13 protein-coding genes are annotated in these 20,153 nt (G+C 73.4%); 6 read left to right on the top strand and 7 right to left on the bottom strand.

Features of this window, described 5'->3' with window-relative positions:
- Positions 1-14 precede the first annotated feature (14 nt).
- The gene (locus ACIQOE_RS11495) at positions 15-419 is read left to right on the top strand and encodes an FKBP-type peptidyl-prolyl cis-trans isomerase (RefSeq protein WP_401411073.1); all 405 of its coding nucleotides are present in this window, start codon (positions 15-17) and stop codon (positions 417-419) included.
- A gap of 32 nt (positions 420-451) precedes the next feature.
- On the opposite strand, the gene ACIQOE_RS11500 is transcribed toward ACIQOE_RS11495, so the two are convergent.
- The 3 genes from ACIQOE_RS11500 to ACIQOE_RS11510 form a co-directional block, all read right to left on the bottom strand.
- On the bottom strand, positions 452-1,465 hold the full coding sequence (locus tag ACIQOE_RS11500) for a cytochrome d ubiquinol oxidase subunit II (protein WP_401411075.1): 1,014 nt from the start codon (positions 1,463-1,465) through the stop codon (positions 452-454).
- Positions 1,466-2,902, bottom strand: coding sequence for a cytochrome ubiquinol oxidase subunit I (locus ACIQOE_RS11505; RefSeq protein WP_401411077.1), 1,437 nt, complete (start codon positions 2,900-2,902; stop codon positions 1,466-1,468). It abuts the gene before it with no gap.
- A 171-nt stretch (positions 2,903-3,073) separates the two neighbouring features.
- A complete protein-coding gene (locus ACIQOE_RS11510) occupies positions 3,074-4,378 on the bottom strand; it encodes a cytochrome P450 (protein WP_401411079.1) in 1,305 nt (434 codons plus the stop codon).
- 294 nt (positions 4,379-4,672) lie between these two features.
- Here ACIQOE_RS11510 and ACIQOE_RS11515 point away from each other — a divergent pair, with 294 nt between their 5' ends.
- From ACIQOE_RS11515 to ACIQOE_RS11525, 3 genes are all read left to right on the top strand, one after another.
- Positions 4,673-6,298, top strand: coding sequence for an FAD-dependent oxidoreductase (locus ACIQOE_RS11515; protein ID WP_401411577.1), 1,626 nt, complete (start codon positions 4,673-4,675; stop codon positions 6,296-6,298).
- A 47-nt stretch (positions 6,299-6,345) separates the two neighbouring features.
- Positions 6,346-7,371 carry an amidohydrolase family protein gene (locus tag ACIQOE_RS11520; protein ID WP_401411082.1) on the top strand — a complete coding sequence of 342 codons (1,026 nt, stop codon included), beginning with the start codon at positions 6,346-6,348 and terminating at the stop codon, positions 7,369-7,371.
- A gap of 147 nt (positions 7,372-7,518) precedes the next feature.
- Positions 7,519-7,788 carry a hypothetical protein gene (locus ACIQOE_RS11525; protein WP_401411084.1) on the top strand — a complete coding sequence of 90 codons (270 nt, stop codon included), beginning with the start codon at positions 7,519-7,521 and terminating at the stop codon, positions 7,786-7,788.
- A gap of 77 nt (positions 7,789-7,865) precedes the next feature.
- On the opposite strand, the gene ACIQOE_RS11530 is transcribed toward ACIQOE_RS11525, so the two are convergent.
- Positions 7,866-9,368: an MFS transporter gene (locus ACIQOE_RS11530; RefSeq protein WP_365561327.1), complete on the bottom strand. Its 1,503-nt coding sequence runs from the start codon at positions 9,366-9,368 to the stop codon at positions 7,866-7,868.
- Between the two features lie 254 nt (positions 9,369-9,622).
- On the opposite strand from ACIQOE_RS11530, the gene ACIQOE_RS11535 reads away from it, so the two are divergent.
- Positions 9,623-11,251: a molybdopterin-dependent oxidoreductase gene (locus ACIQOE_RS11535; RefSeq protein WP_399011244.1), complete on the top strand. Its 1,629-nt coding sequence runs from the start codon at positions 9,623-9,625 to the stop codon at positions 11,249-11,251.
- Positions 11,252-11,467: 216 nt separating this feature from the next.
- A complete protein-coding gene (locus ACIQOE_RS11540) occupies positions 11,468-12,421 on the top strand; it encodes a polyphosphate kinase 2 family protein (protein ID WP_401411086.1) in 954 nt (317 codons plus the stop codon).
- 100 nt (positions 12,422-12,521) lie between these two features.
- Here ACIQOE_RS11540 and ACIQOE_RS11545 read toward each other — a convergent pair whose 3' ends face one another.
- From ACIQOE_RS11545 to ACIQOE_RS11555, 3 genes are all read right to left on the bottom strand, one after another.
- Positions 12,522-17,420 carry a DNA repair ATPase gene (locus ACIQOE_RS11545; RefSeq protein ID WP_401411088.1) on the bottom strand — a complete coding sequence of 1,633 codons (4,899 nt, stop codon included), beginning with the start codon at positions 17,418-17,420 and terminating at the stop codon, positions 12,522-12,524.
- A 78-nt stretch (positions 17,421-17,498) separates the two neighbouring features.
- The gene (locus tag ACIQOE_RS11550; RefSeq protein WP_365576837.1) at positions 17,499-19,565 is read right to left on the bottom strand and encodes a flotillin family protein; all 2,067 of its coding nucleotides are present in this window, start codon (positions 19,563-19,565) and stop codon (positions 17,499-17,501) included.
- A 95-nt stretch (positions 19,566-19,660) separates the two neighbouring features.
- Positions 19,661-19,978, bottom strand: coding sequence for a hypothetical protein (locus tag ACIQOE_RS11555; RefSeq protein ID WP_365576835.1), 318 nt, complete (start codon positions 19,976-19,978; stop codon positions 19,661-19,663).
- Positions 19,979-20,153: the final 175 nt, after the last annotated feature.

Consider the following 20,153-nt stretch of genomic DNA (forward strand, 5'->3'; position numbering starts at 1 on the left):
GTGACGAGGCTGCCATGAGCGAACCGACGAGACCGCGGGTCGACGTTCCGGAGGGTGACGCTCCCACCGAGCTGACCGTACGGGACCTGGTCGTCGGGGACGGGCCCGAGGTGAAGCCGGGCATGGTGGTCAGGGTCCACTACGTCGGGGTGACCTTCGCGACCGGGAAGGAGTTCGACGCCTCCTGGGACCGGGGTGAGCCGTACAAGTTCGCCCTGGGCAGCGGCAAGGTCATCAAGGGGTGGGACCGCGGGGTGCGGGGGATGAGGGTCGGCGGCCGGCGCGAGATCGTCGTACCCCCGCGCCTCGGCTACGGCAAGCAGTCGCCGTCGCCGTCGATCCCGGCGGGCTCGACCCTGGTCTTCGTGGTCGACCTGGTGGCCTCGTACTCCGCGACGACCGGGTGGAGCAACTCCTAGGCCGTGTCCCGCCGCCGTCCGGGGCCGCGCGGTCACCCGCTCCGCGGGCCGGCCGGTCCCGTCGTGTCGCCGCGGGCCGCGAGGCGGAACAGCAGGACCAGGGACGGCAGGATCAGCAGGCCCGCCACGCAGGCGACGCCTACGAGCACCGCGAGGGTGGCGTCCGGGGCCGCCGCGTTCGCGAGCGGGACGTGGGTGCCCAGGAGGTACGGGAACTGGGCCACACCCCATCCGAGGATGATCGACGCGACCGCTGCCGCCGCCGTGGCGCGCAGTGCGCGCGTCCTGCGGGTGTACAGGAGCAGGAGTCCGGCCAGGCCTCCGAGCGCCGCCAGGAGGACCAGCGGAAGCGCCCGGTGGCTGAGACCGCGGAAGAGCCGGGGGGCGTCCGCGCGCAGCACGAAGACGCCGACGACGCTGGCGGCGCCGGTGGCCGCGCCGGCCACGATGCCGCGGTGCCGGAAGTACCGGGACAGGCGCGGGTCCTCGCGCTGGTGGGCGGCCGCGGTGAGGTAGACGGCCGCGAGGTAGGCGCAGGCGAGCACCGCGAGCACACCGCCGAGGACGCCGGTGGGGTTGAGCCAGCTGGTGACCGCGTCGCCGTCGCCCTCCGCCGGGACGCGGCCCGACGCCAGGGCGCCGGCGATGGCGCCGAAGCAGAAGGGCGTCAGCACCGAGGAGAGGGCGAAGGCGGCACCGTACAGCCGCTGTTCGGGAGTGCGGATGGACGCCTTGCGGAAGGCGAAGCCGGCCCCGCGCAGGACGATCCCGAGCACGGCGAGACCGAGCGGGACGTACAGGGTGGTGGTCATGGCGGCGAAGGCCGTCGGGAACCCGCTCCAGAGGAACACCAGGCAGTAGATGAGCCAGGTGTGGTTCGCCTCCCACACGGGTGCCAGCGAGGAGTCGATCAGGGCGCGCGGTGCCCGGCCGCGCTCGGCTCCGCCCGCGACCAGGTCCCAGAGTCCGGCTCCGAAGTCGGCGCCGCCGAGCACGGCGTAGGCGATGACGCCGATGAACAGGAAGACCGCGACCAGATCGACCATTCAGGACACCGCTCCCTCGACGCCCCGGGGGTGCGGGCCGGCCGGGTGTTCCGGGCCGTAGGGGACGGACACGGCGTCGTCGCCCTGCCGCCGCCAGCGGTTCTTCATGGACCGCAGGACCCACAGCGCGGCGGCGCCGACGGCGAGGTAGACCGCCAGCACGCCGGCGAAGAACGGCCACAGGTCGCCGTGCGTGGCCACGGCGTCGCGTGTCAGCAGGTGCCCCACCACGATCCAGGGCTGCCGGCCCACCTCGGTGACCACCCAGCCGCTCTCCAGGCAGACGACCGCGGTGAGCGCGCACAGGAAGGCCGCGCGCAGGAACCAGCGGCTGGTGGCGAGCCGGTCGCGGCGGCGCCACCACAGCCAGGCGAACCAGAGCGCCACGGCGAACATGAAGGAGGCGGTCCCGACCATGATGTCGAAGGCCCAGTGGACGATGTCGGTCTGCGCGACGGTCGGCCGCACTTCTACCGGTACGGCGTCCAGGCCCCGGATGGTGGTGGAGGGCCGGAAGCCCGCGAGCACCGACGCGAGGTCCGGGATCCTGATGCCGCCGACGACCTTGCCGTCGATCAGCAGGCCGCCCAGGGTCTCGGGCACGTGGGCGCCGGTCCGCGGCAGCATCTCGATGACCGCGAACTTCGCGGGCTCATGGTCGAAGACGTACCGGGCGATGGTGTCACCGACCACCATCTGCGCGGGCAGGGCACAGGCGGCGACGGAGAAGCCGGTGAGGAAGCCCAGCCGGTGGTAGCGGTCCTTCCGTCCGCGCAGCATGCCCACCGCGTAGACGGCCGCGACGGCGAAGCCGGCGACGATGTACGCGGCCAGGAACATGTGGAGGAACTCCCACCAGAACGCGTCGTTGAAGAACACCGCGGCCGGCCGTACCGCGCTCACCTCGCCGTTCGTGAGCGTGAATCCGCCGGGCTTGTTCATCCAGCTGTTGGCCGCGACGACGGCGGCGGTGCCGCCGAGGCTGGCCAGCGGGACGGGGACGCCGGACCAGAAGTGGGCCCAGGGCGGCATCCGGTCCCAGCCGTAGATGTACACGGCGACGAAGATGGCTTCCAGGAAGAAGAACAGGCCCTCGATCGCGAAGGGGAACCCGAAGGCGGCTCCGTAGTTCTTCATCAGGCCGGGCCACAGAATGCCGAGTTCGAAGGAGAGCACGGTCCCGGTGATCGCCCCGACGGCGAACAGGACGGCGGCGACCTTCGACCATCTCCGCGCGAGCAGCAGGGCTTCGGCGTCGTTCTTGCGCAGCCCCCGTAGATGCACGATCAGCATGAACGTGGTCAGGGCGACGCCGAAGGGCACCAGAATGATGTGGAAGCCCAGTGTGAACGCCATCTGCTCGCGCGCCGGGAGCAATTGCCCGGGTTCCGCGAGCGCGAGCGCGGGAAAGGTGAGCAGCCGGCCGGGTGGGGTCATGAGAACGTGTCCCGCCTGGGGATCGAGGCTCGACTCGGCGCCTTCGGGAAACACGTCGTCGCGTCGAACGGGTCGGGAGAAGGACCGGCTCCGGACGTCCCGGCGCTTTTCCGGCGGCGCGCCCGCCGTGCTCGCGGGCGCGTCACCGGGGCCGGGGCCGCGGACCTCGTGTCAGGCCGTGCCGACCGTGCCGGACGCCCGGTCGCCCACGATCTTCGAGGGGTCCAGGACGATGGGCAGTTCGGTCAGGCCGCGGAAGGCGGGGAAGGGCACCTGGAGCCACTTGGCCTCGTCCGCCGGCGTCGCCAGGGCGAGGTCCGGGAAGCGGCGGAAGAGCGAGGCGAGGGCGATCTGCATCTCCATCCGCGCCAGCGGCGCGCCCAGGCAGAAGTGCGGGCCGGTGCCGAAGGAGAGGTGCTTGCTCTGCACGCCCGGCCGGGCGATGTCGAAGAGGTCGGGGTTCTCGAACGCGTCGGCGTCCCGGTTGGCGGAGGTGACCGCGATCTGCACCAGCGACCCCTTGGGGATGAGCGTCCCCGCGATGGTGATGTCCTCCAGGGCGTGCCGGAAGGTCGCGTTCTCGACGGAGCCCTCGAAGCGGATGATCTCCTCGATCGCGTTCGGGAGCAGGTCGGGCGAGCCGATCACCTGCTTGAGCTGCTCGGGGTGGGTGAGCAGGGTGTAGACGGCGTTGCCGATGAGGTAGGCGGTCGTCTTGTGGCCCGCGAACAGCAGCACCCACAGCGTGGAGAGCAGTTCGCCGTCCGTCAGCGACTCCTGCTCGTCGCTCGTCTGGATGAGGACGCTGAGCAGGTCGTCCTCGGGGGCCTTGCGCTTACGGGCGATCAGGACCTCGAAGTACTCCCGGAGCGTGTTCTCCGCCTCGGCCAGCCGGTCCTTGTCCTTCTTGCTGAAGCCGGTCCGCGCGACGACGCTGCACCACTGCTGGACCTCCAGCCGCTCCTCCTCGGGGACGCCGATGAGTTCGCAGATCACCTGGAGCGGCAGCGGGAAGGCGAACGCCGACAGCAGGTCGACGGGCTGCCGGGTGGAGCAGTTGTCGAGCAGCGTGTCGGTGAGCTCCTGGACCCGCGGGCGCAGCGCCTCGATGCGGCGGGGCACGAAGGCACGGCTGACGATCCGGCGCAGCCGCGTGTGCTTCGGCGGGTCGGCGAACAGCATGTTGTCGTCCAGGGCGATCGAGGAGTCGCCGAAGATGGACCGGTAGGCGTCGATGGCCGCGTACATGTCCTTGCTGATCCGCGGGTCGGCGAGGGCGGTCTTCGCGTCCTCGAACCGGGTGATCAGGTACGAGTGCACACCGTGCGGCGGGGTGATGCGGACGACCGGCGCGTTCTCCCGCAGGTGCCGGTAGAGGGGGTGCGGATCCGCGCGGTACGCCGGGCAGCCGCGGGACGCCGCGTCCACCGCGCGGGCTGTCTCGTCCGAGATCTCCTGCTCCTGCATCTGGGTCATCGACGGCCCTCTCCTCTTCCCACGGTTTCCCACGGTGGCACCGGTCGGCTGCACGCCTGCAATTCATTGACGCCACGCGGAAAGGGAAAACGCGATTCACCCTGACGCGGACCCGGGTCACAAGTGCCGTACGGATACCCGGAAACGGAGTGTGCCGTCCGGGGGAATGCTCGATTGCCGACCCCGCGGGCCTGTGCGAGGTTCGGATCGAGGGCCGCCATGAATGCGCATCGCTGCCCGAACTACCGCTGGGTCGCTGGAGGAGGACGGGCCGTGGAAACGCGCGAAAAGGAAATGGTGCCGGTACTGATCGTGGGCGGTTCGCTGGTCGGACTGTCCGCGTCGGTGTTCCTGGGCAGGCTGGGCGTCAGCCATGTGGTCGCCGAGCGCCGGGCCGCCACGTCCGAACATCCCCGGGGCCGGGGCAACAACATGCGGACGATGGAACTGTTCCGCACCGCGGGCCTGGAGCCGGACATCAGGGAGGCCGCGGCCGTCCTGTCCGGCAATCACGGCATCATGCAGACGGACAAGCTCGCGGGCGGCAACAGCCGCTGGCTCTCGGCCCGTCTCACCGGCCGGTCCCAGCCGCCCGAGACGGGCGTCTGCTCCACCCGGCGGTGTGCGTGCAGCCAGAACGACCTGGAGCCGGTCCTGCTCTCGCACGCCCGCGCGCTGGGCGGGGACGTGCGCTTCGGTACGGAGCTGATCTCCTTCGCCGAGGACGGCGACGGTGTGACGTGCGAGCTGCGGGAGCGGGAGAGCGGCCGGACCTACTCGGTGCGCACGGCCTACCTGCTGGCGGCCGACGGGCCGCGCAGCCCCGTCCGCGAGCGGCTGGGCATCGGGCAGAGCGGCGGCGGCGACCTGTTCCACAACGTGAGCGTCACCTTCCGCAGCAAGCTCCTGCGCCAGGTGGTGGAGGACCAGCGGTTCCTCGTGTGCTACCTGAACGGCACCGAGGGCGAGGGGGTGCTGCTGCCCGTCGACAACGAGGAGAAGTGGGTCTTCCACGTCCCGTGGTTCCCCGAGCGCGGCCAGACGCTGGAGTCCTTCACCGACACGCGGATCGCCGACCACATCAGGGCCGCCGCCGGCGTACGGGACCTGGACGTCGAGGTCACGGGACGCGCCCCGTGGCACGCGGCGGACCGGGTCGCCGACAGCTACCGGGAGGGACGGGTCTTCCTCATGGGCGACTCGGCCCACGAGATGCCGCCGACCGGTGCCTTCGGCTCCAACACGGGCATCCAGGACGCGCACAACCTCGCCTGGAAGATCACGGCCGTGCTGAACGGCTGGGCGGGCGAGGGCCTGCTGGACACCTACGAGAACGAGCGGCGCCCGGTCGCCCTGGCCACCAGTGCCCGCGCCATCGAGCAGGCCGCCCGTGAGCAGCACCCCGGCTACGCCGCCGCACAGGGCGGGGGCCAGAGCACGGACCTGATGACCGTGTCGCTCGGCTACCGCTACGTCTCCACGGCCGTGTCCGGCGCCGATACCGACGCGCCGACCATCCCGCAGACGCTCCGCCTGCAGGGGGACCCGGGCACCCGGGCCCCGCACATGGCCGTCGTGCACGACGGTGCCGACAGGTCGACGGTCGACCTGTACGAGCGGGACTTCGTCCTGCTGTGCGGTCTCGCGGACGGGCCGTGGCCGTCGGCGGCCCTGGCCGTGGCGGGCCGGCTCGACGTCCCGCTGGTGTCCTACCGCGCGGGCGCGGGACCGGACTTCGACCTCGACACCTCCCCGGCGGTGGCCGCCGGCGGCGAGGACTGGGCCGCCGCGCACGGCGTCACCCCGCAGGGCGCGGTGCTGGTACGCCCCGACGGCATGGTCGCGTGGCGCTCCGCCGGCCTGCCCGCCAAGCCCGAGGACGAGCTGACGCGCGTGCTGCAGGGCCTCCTCAGCCGCTGACCCCGCCCTTCGAGCCTCCGAACCGTTCCAGCACAGGGAGCACCTCCATGTCTCAAGCCGCCGAGACCACCGCGACACAGGCCCCGGGCGACATAGGCCCGCGCACCGTGCCGGGCGACGACGCCCGGCACGAGCGCATCGACGTACACCATCACTACACCGCGCCCGAATGGGTGAGCTGGGCCGAGCAGAACGGGATCGCGGACCGCGACAACCTGCCGCCGTGGACACGCTGGGACGAGAGTGCCGCCCTGGACCTGATGGACCGGACCGGCACCCGCACCAGCGTCCTCACCGTCGCCATGCTGGGGCGCTTCCGGGACGCGGCGGCACGCAAGGAGAGCACGCGTGTCGCCCTGGAGGCCGCGGGCGATCTGACGGCGCGGCACGCGGGCCGCTTCGCCTTCTTCACACCGGTCTTCCTCGACGACGCCGAACTCTCCCGCTGGTCCGTCGCGCACGGCATGGACCGGCTGGGCGCGGTCGGCGTCAGCGCCCGCACCAGTACGGGCGGGACGTTCCTGGGCGACCCGAAGCTCGACCCGATCATGGCGGAACTCGACGAGCGTTCCGCCGTGATCAGCACGCACCCCATGCAGGTGAACTCCTGCGGCGGCCCCGAGGGCGTACCGCCGTTCGTGTGCGACTTCCTGATGGACACGACGGCGGCCGCGCTGAGCCTGATCATGAACGGCACGCTGGACCGCTTCCCGCGGCTCACGTTCGTCCTGCCGCACGGCGGCGGGTACCTCCCCTACATCGCGGGCCGGATCGAGGTCTTCGGACGTCAGCTGGTCCCCGCCGTCGACCCCGGCCGCGTCGCCGACTACCTGCACCGCTTCTACTACGACACGGCCGCCCCGATGTCCCCGTCGGCCACCCCCACCCTGCTGGCCGCCGCGGGCTCCTCCCGCATCCTCTACGGAAGCGACTGGCCGCCCACCCCCACCCGGGTGGTCACCGACGTGACGACTCCCGCCCTTGACGAGGATCCCGCTCTCGGCGAGCGGGAGCGCCGGCACATCAACCGCGGGAACGCCCTGCGTCTCCTGCCCGCCCTGGCGCGCGTCTGAGCACACCCGCCGGCCCCGGCCGTGCGGCTCGATGGCCGAGCCGCACGGCCGACGCGTGTGCGCGCGGCACGGAGTAGCAGCGGTGGCGGCCCCAACCGGCCGTACCTAGGCTCGCTAGCGAGAACGAGCCCGCGGGAAGGACAGAGAATGCCTCAGGCAGACGAGGAAGAGATCCGCGTCGGCACGACCGGTGCGGCGGACCGGCCCGGCGGGTTCCGCGGTGCGCTGCGGTCCGCGGTCAGGGAGACCATGCTGCTGCCGGTGTTCCTGGTCCTCAGCGTCATGATGGTCGCGCTGTGGCTCATGGGAATGCCCTTCACGCAGGCCCTGACCATCTCGACCGCGGTGAAGATCTCCATGGTCCTCTTCGAGGCGCGCCGGCGGCCTCGCACGGGACGCCCGCGCGCGGAAGTCTGAAAGCCCGCGTCACCCAGGCCGGATGTGCGTGTTCCGGCCGCGTGACGCGGGCTTCGTTCTCCGGTGCCCGGCCGCTGTCAGGCGCCGCGGCCGGCCATCTCGCCGGCGCCGTTCTCGTCGTGGCCGCGCGGTGCGGCCGCCGCGAGGTCGTCGCGGCCGGGGCGGGTCCGGCGCTCCCGCAGGTCGGCCACCGCCAGGACGAGGGCGACGAGGATGATCCCCACGGCGGTGAGCAGCCCGAGCTGCAGGGCGGTCGTGGGCCGGGCGTGGTTGGCGACGTGGGCGAAGTAGACGGAGCCGACGACGGCGATGCCGAGGGCCGAGCCGATGCGCTGGCCGGTCTGCAGCACCCCGCCCGCCGCACCGGCACGCCGTACCGGCACCAGCGTGAGCGTGAGGGTGGTGTTGGGCGAGACCGTGAGCCCGGACCCGATGCCGGCGACGACCAGCGGCAGCGCCATGGCCCAGCCCACGCCGTCCCCGGGCACGAGTTGGACGGCGGCGACGACCCCGAGCAGCCCGAGGGCCACCGCGCTCAGGCCGATGACGACCAGGCTGCGGCCGTAGCGCATCACCAGCCGGCCTCCCACGGCCGCGCCGACGGCGGAGGCGGCCGCGAACGGAAGGATCGACAGGCCCGTGGCCAGCGCGCTGTATCCCACGGTGTTCTGCAGGAACAGGGACAGCACGAAGAAGATGGTGGTCAGCCCGGCGAAGAACATGAGGCTGATGAGCGCGCCGAGCGTGAAGGAGCGCAGCGAGAACAGCCCGAGGTCGACCAGCGGGGCGTGCCCGAGGCGGGCCTGCGTCTTCTCCCACGTCCAGAAGGCGCCGAGCAGCAGCGCGGCCACCGGAACGAGCAGCCACTTGGCCCGGCCCTGCCACTGCTGCTCCTGCACCAGGGGCAGCAGCAGGGCGAGGACGCCCATGCCGAGCAGCAGTACGCCGAACGGGTCGAACTTCTCCCGCCGGTCGTCCGGCACCGGCAGGCGCGGCAGCACCCGGTGGCCCGCGACGAGCGCGGCGACGCCGATCGGCGCGTTGACGAAGAACACCCAGCGCCAGCCGTCGGCCGTGCCGAACGCCTGGATCAGCACTCCGCCGACCAGCGGACCGACCGCGGTGGACACGGCGACGACGCTGCCGTGGAAGCCGAACGCCCGGGCCCGTTCGGCGCCTTGGAACATCTGCTGGATCAGCGCGGAGGTCTGCGGGGCGACCACACCGGCGGCCGCGCCCTGGATCAGCCGGCACACCACCAGCCAGGTCGGGCCGGTGGCGAACCCGCACGCCACCGACGCGGCCGTGAACACGGCGAGGCCGAACAGCAGCGCCTGGCGGCGGCCGCGCAGGTCACCGAGGCGTCCCGCCGGTGCCAGCGCGAGCCCGAAGGCCAGGGCGTAGCCGGACACCACCCAGGCCTGGGTGGCGTCGGAGGCACCGAGGCCGCGTTCCATGGAAGGCAGCGCCACGTTCACGATCGAGACGTCGAGCAGTGAGATGAACCCCGCGGTCAGGCAGACCCCGAGCGCTTTCCACCGCCGGTCGTCGAGAGCGGGCCGGGCCGTTTCTGTGGTCATGTGATCACGCTATGCAGCCGCGACCGGTCTCACCAGCCGGGCGGCGGCCGCCCCGGCGGTCCCCGGATTCCCGGACGGGGCGGCACCGGGTCCGCAGGCCGGAGGCGCGCTCCCGCTGTCCGCTCCCCCGCGCTCCGGTGTCTCCTCTTTCTCTCTTGTCCGTAGCGGAACGGCCCGCGGACGGGTGCGGCGCGCACATTCATCCGATCAGGTGAGCGACCCATCCGCCTCGTCCGCGGCACCGGATTCCTTCCATGACCGACGACGACACGACAGCACACGAACCGGCCGGCCGGCTCCGCCTCCTGGCAGCCGCCCTCGCCGGTGCGGTGGCCGGGTTCGCCGCGCTCGCCGTCGCCGAACTCGCCTCGGCGGCGGTCCGGCCGGAGGCGGGGCCCGTGATCGCCGTGGGCGGCGCGGCGATCGACCGGACTCCGACGGCCGTGAAGGACTGGGCGGTACGGCACTTCGGCACCGACGACAAACTGGTGCTGGAACTCGGGATCCTGGCGGTGCTGGCGGTCTTCGCCGTCGCCCTCGGCGTGGCGGCGCTGCGCTTCCGGCGTGCGGGAGCCGCCGGGGTGGCGCTGTTCGGCGTGGTCGGCGCGGTCGCGGCGACCGGTCGGCCCGACTCCCGGGGGTTCGCCGACGCCGTGCCGTCGCTGGTGGGCGCGGGCGCCGGAGCGGTCCTGCTGTACGTCCTGGCGGGCCGGCTGGCCCGGCGGGACCGTGCGGCCGGTGCGCGGGACGGATCGGATGCCGGGGCCGGTGCGGGCCGGGTGCCGGCCGGGGACTGGGACCGGCGCGGGTTCGTGGTGGCGGCGTCCGCCGCCGCCGTGGCCTCCGCGGGAGCCGGGGTACTGGGCCGGGCGCTGAACGGCGCGAGTGGGCGCGGCGCGGTCGCCTCCCGGGACCGGGTGGTGCTGCCGGCGCCGGGCTCGCCCGCCTCCGCGGTGCCGCGGGGCGCCGGGCCGCGGATCGCCGGGATCAGCCCGTTCATCACGTCGAACGACGCCTTCTACCGGGTCGACACCGCGCTGGTGGTGCCCAAGGTGGACGCCACGGCCTGGCGGCTGCGGATCCACGGCGAGGGCGTCGCCCGGCCGGTCACGCTCTCCTTCGCGGACCTGCTGCGCCGCGAGCTGGTCGAACGCGACATCACGCTCACCTGCGTCTCCAACGAGGTCGGCGGCCCGTACGTGGGCAACGCCCGCTGGATCGGCGTGCGCCTGGCCGCGCTGCTGGCCGAGTGCGGGGTGCGGCCGCCGTCGCGGGGCGGACCGGCCGATCAGCTGGTGGCGCGCTCGGTGGACGGCATGACCCTCGGGAGCCCGGTCGAGGAGGTCATGGACGGCCGGGACGCCCTGCTCGCCGTCGGGATGAACGGCGTCCCGCTCCCCTTCGAGCACGGCTTTCCCGTCCGAATGGTCGTGCCGGGCCTGTACGGGTTCGTCTCGGCCTGCAAGTGGATCGAGGACATCGAGCTCACCACGTTCGACGCCTACGACCCCTACTGGGTCAAGCGCGGCTGGGCCAGGAAAGCGCCGGTGAAGACGCAGTCGCGGATCGACACCCCCAAGCCCTTCGCCCGCCCGGAGGCCGGCACGGTCATGGTCGCCGGGGTCGCCTGGGCCCAGCACCGCGGCATCGACCGCGTCGAGGTCCGCGTCGACGACGGCCCCTGGCAGCAGGCCCGGCTGGCCGCCGAGGACAGCCGCGACACCTGGCGCCAGTGGTCCTTCCCCTGGCAGGCCACCCGGGGCGGTCACACGCTCACCGTGCGCGCCACCGACCGCACCGGCCGGGTCCAGACCGAGGAGCGCACCGGCACGGTCCCCGACGGCGCCAGCGGCCGGCACTCGGTCGTGGTCACCGTCGAGTGACCCCGCGGACCGGCCCCCGCCCGCCCCGCTGACCGCCCGTCACTCCCCCACCCGCGGTGGTGCCGATGCCGCCCTCCCGGCGATCGGCTCCGGCTCCGGCTCCGGCTCCGGCTCCGGCTCCGGCTCCAAGGGGCGATCTTGTCCGTCCGGCACGAGAATGGGTGCGGAGGGCGGCACGCGGGCGAGGGCGGCGGCTGCGAGAGGAACTGATCGGTGATGTCGGACGAACGGGCCAGGCGCATCGCGGACTTCGTCGAACCGCTGCGGGTGGAACCGGGGACCAGGATCCGGGTGGACCGGGACTTCGACCCCCGCTTCAAAGCCGGTCTGAAGAAGCGTGACTCGGCCGAACTGCTGCGGTCCGGAGTGGAGTTGCTCGCCGAGTACCAGGAACGGCTGGCCGCCCAGGACACCTACGGCGTGCTGCTGTGCCTGCAGGCGCTCGACGCCGGCGGCAAGGACGGGACGATCCGGCACGTGATGAGCGGCGTCAACCCGCAGGGCGTGCGCGTGAGCAGCTTCAAGGTGCCCTCCGCCGAGGAACTGGACCACGACTACCTGTGGCGTTACGGCATGCGGCTGCCCGGGCGCGGCGAGATCGCCCTGTTCAACCGCTCGCACTACGAGGAGGTCCTCGTCGTCCGCGTGCACCCCGAACTCCTCCTCCGGCAGAGGCTGCCGGAGGCCGCACGCGGGCACGGCGTGTGGAAGCGGCGGTACCGCGAGATCAACGACTGGGAGCGCTGCCTCACGGACAACGGGTTCAAGGTGGTGAAGATCTTCCTGAACCTGTCGAAGGAGGAGCAGCGCACCCGCTTCCTGAAGCGCCTGGATCTGCCCGAGAAGAACTGGAAGTTCTCCGCGGCCGACGTCCGGGAGCGGCGCCACTGGGACGAGTACCAGCACGCGTTCTCCCGCATGCTGTCGGCGACCAGTACGGAGTGGGCGCCCTGGTACGTGGTGCCGGCGGACCGGAAGTGGTTCGCGCGGATCTGTACGGCGGCGATCCTCGCGCACACCCTGATCGGCATCGATCCCCACTACCCGGAGGTGGACGGCGCGGCGCGGCGGGAACTGCGCGCCGCCAGGGCGGAGTTGGAGCGGGAGGCTCCCGAGGGGCTGCCGGCCGACCCGTACGCGGCCCGGCACCCGAAGGCGGCCGGCGCCTGACCGCGGGGGCCCGCGGTGCGCCGCCGGTCCGCGCGGACCAGCGGGACGGTGATCACCGCCACGATCAGCACGGCGGCGGCGACCGGGACCAGGAAGCCCGTCATGACCGTGGCTCCCGGGCGGCGGCCCGGTCGATCGCCGTCTCCACCGCCGCGAGCCGGTCGGCGAGCAGGCCGAGGGCGGACACCGCGCGGCCGAGCGGGTCGTCCGCCGGGCCGTCCAGGGTCCGGGCCCGGACGTACGCGGCCTTCAACTCGTCCCATCGGTGCGCCTGTTCGGACGTGAGTGTGCCGCGCAGTTCGGCGAGTTTCAGCAGGTTGGCCTCGGCGTCCGTGGTGAGGGTCCGGGCCTCGGCCGTGTAGTGGTCGTGGACGACGGCGGCGAGTTCGGCGTCGTCCATGACCGGCTGGATGCGCTGGGCGATCCGGTTCATGCTGCGGTAGGAGCCCTGGAGCCGGAACGGCGGTTCGGTGCGGGTGGCGTCGGACCGGGCGGCGGAGGCGATGTAGGCGGCGTTGACCGCGAGGACCGTCGTGCGGGCGGTCAGCAGGTGGCGCAGCACCGCGAGGATCCGGTCCCGTTCGGCGGGCGGGCAGGGGTGGACGAGACGGTCCGCGCGGGCCGTGCTGTCGCCCTGCGCCATGCGGACCAGCAGCCGGAGGTCGGCGCGGTCACGGCCGGCGAGCGGGGCGAGCACGGCGTTCGCGGTCAGGGCGTTCTCGACGAAACTGAGGGCGAACGCCTCTTCCTTGCCGGTCAGGACGTCGCCGAGGTTCCACACGTCGGCCCGGTTGGCGAGCATGTCGGGGATGTGGAAGCGGGTGCCGGACGCGGTGTAGGGGTTTCCCGCCATGCAGACGGCGAACCGCTTGCCCCTGAGGTCGTAGGTGCGCGGCTCGCCGTCGTACACGCCCTCGACGCGGCGGGTGGCGTCGCACAGCGGGATGAACCGCTGCAGGAGTTCGGGCGAGGTGTGCTGGATGTCGTCCAGGTACAGGAGGGTGTTGGAGCCGGCCGCCAGCGCGAAGTTGATCTTCTCGACCTCCCGGCGGGCGGTGGCGTTCGGGGCCTCGGCCGGATCCAGCGAGGTGACGTCGTGGCCGAGCGCCGGGCCGTCGGCCTTGACCAGGAGCAGGCCGAGGCGTTCGGCGACGTACTCGACGAGGGTCGTCTTGCCGTAGCCGGGCGGTGAGACGAGCAGGAGAAGGCCGCCGGTCCCGGTGCGGTCCGCGGCACCGGTGGTGCCGAGCTGTCCGGCCAGGCTGTCCCCGATCAACGGCAGGTAGACCTCGTCGACGAGCCGGTTGCGGACGAACGCCGGTGTCACCCGGGGCCGGTGCTCCTCCAGCCGGATCCGGGCCCGTTCGGCGGCCACCAGTGCCGTGCGGCGCCGCTGGCGGGCGCGGTGCGCGGGGACCTCGTGGGCGCGGAACCGGGCGGTGCGGGCGAGGAGTTCGTCGATGCGGACCGTGAGCGTACGGCGGTGGATGCGCGGGTGGGTGCCGAGCAGCCCTTCGACGGTCTCGGTCAGCGGCGCGTCGGACGCGTGGCGCGGCAGCTCCGGGCACAGCTCGGCGGCCACCGCCTCCGCGAGGTCGCCGGTGCCGAGTTCGGCGCCGGTCGCGGTGGCGTACGACGTCAGCCATGCCTCGGCGAGTTGCCGGCGGGCGGCCGGGTCGTGCAGGGCGGCCAGGTCGTCGTCGTAGGCGGACGTGCCGGCCGTGCGGCGGAACTTGTCGAGCAGGGTGCGGGTGCCGGAGCCGATGACGAAGCCGTCGGGGCCGGTGGTGAGTTCCTCGAAGAGGTAGCCGGCCGCGGCGTCAGCCGCCGGACCGCCGATGGCGGCGGCCAGTTCCCGCTCCAGGTCGGCGACGGCCGGGACGCGGCCGAAGGCCGCGCGGGCGCGGGCCAGGGACCGGGCCCTGCGGGTCCAGGCCGCGCGCTCCTCGGCGGTGGTGGCGTGCGCCCAGAACAGCTGGGCCTCGGCGCGGGCGGCCGGTTCGTGGCGGAGCGGTCCGGCGCCGTCGTACAGGCGGAGCAGGGCGGTGAGGATGAGGACGGTGTCGTGGTCGTGGACGCCCCGCTCGTAGCCCTCGTCGTAGGCGGCCTCGGCGGCCTGCCGGACCAGGTCGGGCAGGTCGGCCGCCGCCAGGGCCGCCGGGCCGTGCGCGTCGAGCAGCCGGGCGGCCAGGTGTTCGGCGCGGTACACCTCCGGGGACTCCGAGGGCAGCGGGCGGTCCAGGAGCGCGCGGTCGGCGCTGAACTCCGGGTCGGTGACCGGGGCGCGGTAGTCGGTGCCGGTGACGGCGAAGGCGAGGCCGTCGCCGTGCGGGACCAGGGTCAGGTCCAGGGGCTGGGTGTTGACGGCGAAGCGGTGAGCGCCCAGGCGCAGGGTGCGGCCGCCGTCGGTGTACAGCTCGCCGCGGTCGCGCAGGGCGCGCAGGGCCTCCTGCCGGGTGGCCGCGAGCCGCCCTTCCAGTTCCTCCGCCCTGCTCCGGTCGCCGAGTTCACGCAGGTCGGCGATGGTGCGGCGGAGTCCGGCGGGCAGCGGGTCGGAGGTGAAGTAGGTGGCGACGGCGTCCGCGTCGGGCAGGGCGGTGGCGCGCCGGGCCAGTGTGCCGAGGACGCGGGCGGCGGAGCCGGCGAGGCGTTCGGCGCGCCGGGCGCGGGCGTCGGCGAGGGTCTGCTTGCGGGCGGCGAACGCCTCGTGCACCTCGTCGCGCCGGCCGGCGAGGGCGTCGAGGAAGGCGTCGTGGTCGGCGAACCGGGTCTCCAGGTCCTCGATCCGGACGAGCACCCTGACCAGTTGGTCGTCGCAGGCCTCGGGGCTGCCGGCGGCGGCGAGCGCTGCGGTGACGGTCTGCCCGAGCAGGGTGGACTCGGCCGCGAACGCGGCGCGTTGCTCGCGGTCGAGGAGATCGCGGCGGCGGCCGTCGAGGGTGGCGCGGGCGCGGTTGAGGGCGCCGAGGACCTCGGCGATCCGTTCCAGCACGGCGGTGCGCACGGTGGCGTCGCCGACGTCGAGGCCGCCGACGACCTCGGTCACCGTGCGCAGCCCGGCGGCGAGTTGGTCCAGGCGTGCGGAGACCGGAGCGGCCTCGGTGGCCGTGTGGATCGTCGCGGCGTCGGCGGCGAGGCGTTCGGCGTCGGCCAGGTGGTCGGCGAAGGCGTCCTCGCGGGCGAGGTGGGCGACGGCACGCTGCGCGAAGGCGGCGAGGTCGGCGCCGGCGGCCGCGGCCAGTGCGTCGACGCGGCCGGTGTCCGCGTACCGCATGTCCTTGAGGGTGAGCACGTGTCCCTGGGCGCGGCGCAGTTCGGTCAGTCCTTCGACCCAGGCGGCGGCTCCGCGCGGGGCCTCGCCGCGCAGCCGTCGGACGACCGCGGCGATCCGGGTCTCCGCGTCGGCGAGCGCGCCGGCGGCCTGCCGGGTGAGGTCCCGCACGGTCCTGAACTCGCCGAGCACCTGTTCGGCCGTCGCCCGGACCTGGGTCAACGGCGCTGCGAGGTCGCCGAGTTCGGACTCGCCCAGCCAGTGGTGGGCGTCGGCCGCGCGGACGCAGGCGGCGGCCAGCGCCTCGTACACCTCGGCGGTCGGCGTCGGCGCCGACTCGTCGACGGCGCGGGCGACGGAGAGGCAGTCGGAGATGCCGCGGACCAGGTCGGCGTTGCCGACGCGGGCGAGCGGTCCGGTGCCGAGCGGCCGGGCCGCCGCGTGGGTGTCGGAGACGTACGGGGAGGTCCACAGCCGGAGCGGGTGCACCCGGCGGGGTTCGTCGTCCTCCGTGTGCAGGACGGCCAGTGTGCCGTCGTCGAACAGGGTCCAGCCGTGGCAGGTCAGCGGCGCGGCGACCTCCTTGCGGATCATGTTGTACGGCAGCAGCAGGCCGCGGCCCGTCGCGGGGGCGTGGAAGGCGTACAGCACGTCCTCGCCGTTCGGGGAGCGCACCTCGCGCTCGAACTCCAGGTCCGCGATGTCGAGGTCGTACGTCTTGTGGCTGCCGGTGGCCAGGCAGTAGCCGCCGGGGAAGACCACGCCCTGGTCCTCGGGCAGCCGGCGGCAGGCCCGGCCGATGCCGTCGAGGCGGACGACGGTCCTGGTCAGGGTGTTGAAGACGAGGTGGCGGTCGGAGTCCTCCTGGTAGGGGCGGATCCGGAGCAGGAGCAGCGCGCCCACCCGGGCGTAGGCGATGTCCGCGTCGGCGAGGGACTGCAGCGGCTCGTCGACCGCCTCGGAGTAGATGCCCCGGTCCGTGCCGGTGTCGTTCTCGGTCTTGATCGTCAGCGTGCCGCCGACCGTCGCGACGAAGACCTCGCCCTGGACGCTGACGTGCGGGTGCCGGCCCAGGACGTGGTCCTCGCGGGTGGTCGCCGTCCACTCGACGTCGTGGGCGGGCGGCGGGACGTGGTCGCGGTCGCCGCGCGCGTCGAGGAACCCGGCGCGGCCGCCGTCGGTGAGCGTCCAGCGCAGGACGCGGGTGTCGTCGGCCGTCTCACCGGTCTGGAAGACGGCCAGCAGTCTGCCGTCCGCGCGGTGCAGCCGCAGCAGGCGTGCCTGGCGGTAGTAGCGGTACAGGCCGGCGATCTCGCGGACGAACGCGGGGTCGTCGAGCAGGCCGGGGACGGCGCCGTCGGGCAGCCGGTTCAGCTCGCGGTCGTAGAGCGCGAGGACGTCGCCGGCCGGGCCCGCGGGTCCGGGGTTGTGGCCGAGGAGGAGGACGTCGCCGACGGCGACGACGTCGCGGGGCACGCCGGCGTGCTCGGTGCGCAGCCGCCCGGTGCCGGCCGCTTCGAGGCGTGTCGAGCCGAACTCCTCGACGCGCAGGGCGTTCAGTGCCTCGGCGCGGCGGGCGAGTTCGGCGGCCTGCGCGGTGAGCCGGTCGCGCAGCACTTCGTAGGCGCCGGTGGCCGCGGTGCCGTCGTGCGGTGCCGCGGGCGGGCCAGCGTCCGGTGCGCCGGCCGTCGCCGTGTCGTGGGTGCCGGTGTCCTGGCCGGTGCTCATGGGTCCCTCTCAGCGGGTCGAAGGAGGTGGGGTCCAAAGCCGCCGTCCCCTGCGCGGCGGCTCCGGACCACGGCCGGGTCAGCCTCTGGCGCTGCCGTTGAGGGCGGCGAGGGAGGTGTCGGCGAGGCCCAGCTCGCCCGCCCTGTCCAGCAGTTGCTGAAGCTGCCCGGAGTTCGCGGCGCCCGAGGTCATGAGCCTGGTCAGCAGCGCGGACACCGTCAGGTCACGGACGCCGGCCGCGGAGACGGCGCCGAGGGCGCGGCCGAGGTCGGCGGGGAGGCTCGCGGTGCCGTCCAGCCAGGGTCCGGCGAGCGCCTGTGCGGTGTCGGAGTTCTGGACGAAGCCGTCGACGCTCTTGCCGAAGGAGACCGCGGAGACGAGCCGGTCGAAGAAGACGGACTCACCGCCGACGATGTCGATGTCGGCGTTCTCCAGCCCGGTGGCGAGCACGGTGGCCTGCGCCTCGGCGATCTGCCGCTGTGCGTCCAGCCCGGCGAGCCGGATGTCCTTCTCCGCCGCCAGGCGCAGCCGGTACTCCTCGTGGCCGCGGGAGGCGTCGTCCAGGGCGGCCATCGCCGCGGCCTTCTCGGTGAGGCCGGCCGCCTCCGCCTTGAGCTTCTCGCCGATGCCCTCGGCCTCGGCGAGCACCTTGGCGCGGGCGCCCTCCGCCTCGGCGAGCGCCTTCGCCCGGGTGCCCTCCGCGTCGGCGCGCAGCCGTGCCTCGGACGCGGCGGCCTCCGCCCGGCCGGCCTTCTCCACGACCTCGGCCTCCTTGTCACGGACCTGGACGGCGGCCAGCCCCTCGGCGGCGGCCTCGGCGCGGACGCCCTCGGCCAGCCGCAGCTTCGCCTGCGCGTCCAGGTCGGCGGTCTTCAACCGGGCTTCGGCGAGGGTGAGTTCCTGTGCGGCGCGGTGGACCGCGGCCTGTTCGGCGGCCTCGGCGGCCTTGATGTCCTTGACCAGCTTCTCCTGCGCCTCGGCCTCGGCGGCGATGACGACGGCCTGCCGCTCCCGCTCGGCCTCCTCCACGGCCCGCAGCTTCTTGATGGCCTCCTCCTGCTCGGCGACCGTGCGGTCCACCGCGACCCGTTCGCGGACGACCTCGGCGATCTCCCGCTTCTCCGCCTCGACCTCCTTGTCGGCGGCGATCCGGGTCAGCTGGGTCTCCCGCTCCCGGGCGATGACCTCCAGCAGCCGGTCCTTCTCGATGCGCTCGTTCTCGACGGCGATGACCCGTTCGCGGTTCTTCGCGGCGACCGCGACCTCGCGGGCCTGGTTCTCGCGCTGGACGCCGAGCAGTTCCTCGGTCTTCAGGAAGGCCCCCTGCGACCGCAGCCGCTCCTCCTCCACGACCCGGGCGGTCTCGGCCTCCTCGCGGGCCCGTACGGTCTCGATCTCGCGGCGCTGCTTGATCTCGGCGTCCGTCTGACGGCGCTCCAGCTCCAGGATGGCCTCGCGCGCGTCGACGTTCTGCCGGGTGATCTCCATCTCCTCGGTGCGCTGCGCCTCGTTGGTGCGCACGTGCTCGACGGCCGTCAGCTCGGTGATCTTCCGGATGCCCTGCGCGTCGAGGACGTTGGCCGGGTCGAGCTGGGACAGCGGCGTCTGCTCCAGGTAGTCGATCGCCGCGTCCTCCAGGTGGTAGCCGCTGAGGTCGATACCGATCAACTCGATGATCTTGTACCGGAGTTCCTCGCGCTTCGTGTAGAGGTCGGTGAAGTCCAGCTGCTTGCCGACGGTCTTCAGCGCCTCGGAGAACTTCGCGTGGAACAGTTCCTGGAGCGTCTTCTGGTCGCTGGCTCTCGCGGTGCCGACGGCCTGGGCGACCTTGACGACGTCCTGGGCGGTCTTGTTGACCTTCACGAAGAACGAGATCCGGATGTCCGCGCGGATGTTGTCCCGGCAGATCAGTCCGTCCCGGCCGGCCCGGGTGATCTCGATGGCCTTCACCGAGATGTCCATCACCTCGGCCTTGTGCAGCACCGGCAGCACGACCTGCCCGGTGAAGGTGACGTCGACCCTGCGCAGTTTGGAGACGATCAGCGCCTTGCCCTGTTCCACCTTGCGGAACAGCAGGGAGACGACGGCGACGGCGAACAGGCAGACGGCGGCGAGCACACCGATGCCCATGGTCATGGGAGTCATGGCATACGTCCTTGAGGCGTAAGGGAGTTCGAACGTGCGGGGGCGCGAGAGGGTCGCCCGCGGGCCCGGAAAGGGAGTCCCGGTGCGCGTGTGGCTCAGGCGGCAAAGGCCCGTGACGGGGCCTGGGCCACCACGGGTTCGTCCGGCTCGTCCGGTTCGTCCGCGAGCGCGAGGGACCTGGGCGGCCCGGCGGCGCGGCCCGGCGGTCCGGCCGGGACACGCGGCCCGCCGGCCGGGGCACCCGGGGTCCGGTCGGGCGCCGCGGGAGGCGCGAGGGCGGGCGTCACGGGCGTCCCGTGCATATGCCACGGCCTTAGTGCCGCGTCCGCGTCGAAGGCGTCGGCACCGGCCGGACGTCCCGGCGGCGTACGGTCGGCGGGCGGTACGGCGGCGGCCACCGGAGACGTCCGCATCCCCTGCCCCCTTTCGGCCCGTGCCGCTCGTCGTCGTGGGGCGCGGGACGGCTCCGGTCCCGGTGCGGGCACCTGCCGGTGTCCGGCACCGGAACCGTCTTCCGTGCTCCCCTGCGGCCATGCTCCACGATCATCACCGGCCCGCGCATTGCCGCTGTCCGGCAATGTTCACTAG

This window comes from Streptomyces sp. NPDC091282, assembly GCF_044757385.1.
In the GTDB taxonomy this organism is placed as follows: Bacteria; Actinomycetota; Actinomycetes; order Streptomycetales; family Streptomycetaceae; genus Streptomyces; species Streptomyces gramineus.